The sequence below is a fragment of the Paracraurococcus ruber genome, from assembly GCF_004353985.1.
Lineage (GTDB): Bacteria > Pseudomonadota > Alphaproteobacteria > Acetobacterales > Acetobacteraceae > Paracraurococcus > Paracraurococcus ruber.
Window position 1 is genome coordinate 1 of sequence record NZ_SMOA01000446.1, and the last position, 2965, is coordinate 2965.

Genomic DNA, 2965 nt, shown 5'->3' on the forward strand with positions numbered 1-2965 from the left:
GCCGGCCTTGCGCCAGCGCAGGGCGCCGCCCGCCCCGCGCGGGGCGGCGTCGCGGCGGCAAGGACCCGCCGGGACGCGACGCAGCCCTCTGCGGGCACGCCCTAGCTTGTGCCGGATGGGCACCGCGACCCGCTGGCGCGGCCTGGCCCCCCGCCGGGGGCGCGGCGCGTGCTGACGCTGTACCTGTCGCCCGGTTCCAGCGCGATGGCGCCGCATATCGCGCTGCACGAGATCGGCCAGCCCTTCGAGACCCGGGTGCTGTCCTTCGCGCGGCGCGACCACCGCGACCCCGCCTTCCTGGCGATCAACCCGGACGGCAAGGTGCCGGTGCTGCTGGTGGATGGCCGCCCGCTCACGGAGGTGGCCGGCATCTTCTTCTACCTCGCCCGGCGCTTCCCCGCCGCAGGCCTGCTGCCGGAAGGCGGGGCGGAGGCGGAGGCCCGGGTCGTGTCCTGGATGTCCTTCCTGGCCGCCACGGTCCATCCGGCGCGGCGGCAGGGGCCCGATGCGGCCCGCGCCGCCTATGCCCTGGCCGAGCAGCGGCTCGGCGGCGCGGACTGGGCGGTGGGCGGCCGCCTGTCCATCGCCGACATCCACCTGTTCCGCCTGTTCTGGCGCTTCCGCAACGCCTCGCCCCCGGATGGCGCCCTGTTTCCCGGGCTGCAGGCGCATCATGACCGGATGATGCAGCGGCCCGCGGTGCAGCGGACCTGCGCCGCCGAGGCGGCCACGGGCTACGAGTTGCCGGCATGAGACGCCTGCCGCGTGCCGGCGCCGCGGACCGCCCCCGATGATCAAGTATATCGGCAGCAAGCGCGCCCTGCTGACGCATATCCTCTCGGCTGTCGGCGCCACCGCGCCGGCCGATGCGCCCGGGGGGACGACCGTGCTCGACCTCTTTTCCGGCACCGCCCGCGTCGGGCATGCGCTGAAGCGCGCCGGCTACCGCGTGGTGGCCAACGACCACAACGCCTTCGCCCATACCCTGGCCACCTGCTACGTTCAGGCGGACGCGGAGCGCTGGGCGGAGCCCGCGCGCCGCATCCTGGAGGACCTGCAGCGCCTGCCGCCGCGCCCGGGCTGGTTCACCGCCACCTATTGCGAGCAGGCGCGCTACTTCCACCCCGACAATGGCGGCCGGATCGAGGCGATGCGCGAGGCCATCGCCGCCCTGGCGGCCGAGCCGGAGCTGGAGGCGGTGTTGCTGACCGCGCTGCTGGAAGCGGCCGACCGCGTCGATTCCACCGCCGGCCTGCAGATGGCCTACATGAAGGCCTGGGCCCCGCGCGCCTTGAACCCGATCGCGCTTCGCCTGCCCGCCCTGCTGCCGCGGCCCGAATCCGGCGCCTGCCAGGCCCTGTGCGGGGAGGCGGAGGCGGTGGCCGCGGCGGTCGCATGCGACCTCGCCTATCTGGACCCGCCCTACAACCAGCATTCCTACCTGCGGAACTACCATGTCTGGGAGACGCTGGTGCGCTGGGACCGGCCGGAGGTCTATGGCATTGCCCGCAAGCGGGTGGATTGCCGCGACCGGCTCTCCGCCTTCAACAGCCGCCCCGGCATCGGCCCGGCGCTGGCCCGCACCATCGCCGCGCTGCGCTGCCGCGCCGTCGTCGTGTCCTTCAACGACGAAGGCTACCTGGACCGCGCGGCGCTGGAGGCGATGCTGGCCGAGCGGTTCGCGGTGCAGGTGGTGGAGATCCCCTATGGCCGCTATGTCGGTGCCAAGATCGGCATCCACAATCCGAAGGGAGAGAAGGTGGGCACGGTGGGACGCCTGACGAATACCGAATACCTGTTCGTGGCGACGGACCGGCGGCTGCCGCCGCCGTCCCTGCGGGTGGCCTGAGATGCCCGGCCGTCCCTCCCTCGCCCGCAAGGTGCTGGGCTTCCTGCTGCTGGGCGTCGGCGTGCTCGGCCTCGTCCTGCCGATCCTGCAGGGGATCCTCTTCCTCGCCCTCGGCCTGTTCGTGCTGCGGGACCAGTATGGCTGGGCGCGGGACGCCATGGCGAAGCTGCGCGCCCGCTTCCCGCGCCAGGTCGACGGGATCGAGGCCATGGAGGCGCGGATGATCGGCTGGTTCCAGCGCCAGGGGGACCGGCTGCGCAAGCTGCTGCCGTAACGGCCGAACCGCGCGGCCCGCGGGCCGTTTGCCCTGCCGGCCGGCCACGTCCCCAGGATGGCCGGAACGGGAGACGTTCCATGCACCCCATGAACCGCAGACTTGCCCTTCTTGCCGGCACCGCCGTCCTTGCCGCGGCCCCGGCCCTCGCCCAGACCCAGCAGCAGCGCGCCCAGGCGGCCCAGGGGCAGGCAGGCGGCCCGGCGGCGACCACCGCCCCCGCCTCGACCGGCGCCCGGGCGGAGGTGGTGACGGCCGAGGAGTTCATCCGCCTGTCCACCATGAGCGACCGCTTCGAGATCGCCAGCAGCCGCATCGCCGGCGAGAAGTCGCAGAATGCGCAGGTGAAGGAATTCGCCCAGCAGATGATCCGCGACCACGAGAAGACGTCGCAGGACCGGCAGAAGGTGGCGCAGGTCATCCCCGGCTCCGGCGCCGGCGCCGGCACGCCGCTGCCGAACGGGCGGGAGGCGCAGGGCAGCCGGGGCAGCGCCCCCATCACCAACACCCAGTCCGGCCCGCAGGCGGAAGGGCTGGACCAGCAGCATGCCGCCATGCTCCAGCAGCTGCAGCAGGCCAGCGGCCCGGCGCTGGACCGGCTGTACATCCAGATGCAGGTGCAGTCGCACCGGCAGGCGGTGGACCTGGTGCGCAACTACGGCCAGCAGGGCGACAACCCGCAGCTGAAGCAGTTCGCCAACCAGATCCTGCCGGATCTCGAGAAGCACCTCGAGATGGCGCAGCGCATCCAGCAGTCGCTGCCGAGCTGATCCCGGGCGCGGCGCCGCCGCGGGCCTGCGGGCCCGTCCGGCGCCGCCGCCTGCGACCCCGCGCCGGCCGGG

The 2965-nt window shown here is 73.6% G+C and carries 4 protein-coding genes; all 4 read left to right on the top strand.

The annotated features are described in order from the left end of the window. The first annotated feature begins 168 nt into the window (after positions 1 to 168). The 4 genes from E2C05_RS30495 (at position 169) to E2C05_RS30510 (ending at position 2893) form a co-directional block, all read left to right on the top strand. Entirely contained in the window at positions 169 to 753 is a 585-nt protein-coding gene (locus E2C05_RS30495; protein ID WP_158292478.1) for a glutathione S-transferase family protein, read from the top strand. Positions 754 to 790: 37 nt separating this feature from the next. Next, a complete protein-coding gene (locus E2C05_RS30500) occupies positions 791 to 1849 on the top strand; it encodes a DNA adenine methylase (protein ID WP_133223368.1) in 1059 nt (352 codons plus the stop codon). 1 nt (position 1850) lies between these two features. Next, the gene (locus tag E2C05_RS30505) at positions 1851 to 2123 is read left to right on the top strand and encodes a PGPGW domain-containing protein (RefSeq protein WP_133223369.1); all 273 of its coding nucleotides are present in this window, start codon (positions 1851 to 1853) and stop codon (positions 2121 to 2123) included. 89 nt (positions 2124 to 2212) lie between these two features. Continuing rightward, positions 2213 to 2893 carry a DUF4142 domain-containing protein gene (locus E2C05_RS30510; protein ID WP_205083194.1) on the top strand — a complete coding sequence of 227 codons (681 nt, stop codon included), beginning with the start codon at positions 2213 to 2215 and terminating at the stop codon, positions 2891 to 2893. Positions 2894 to 2965: the final 72 nt, after the last annotated feature.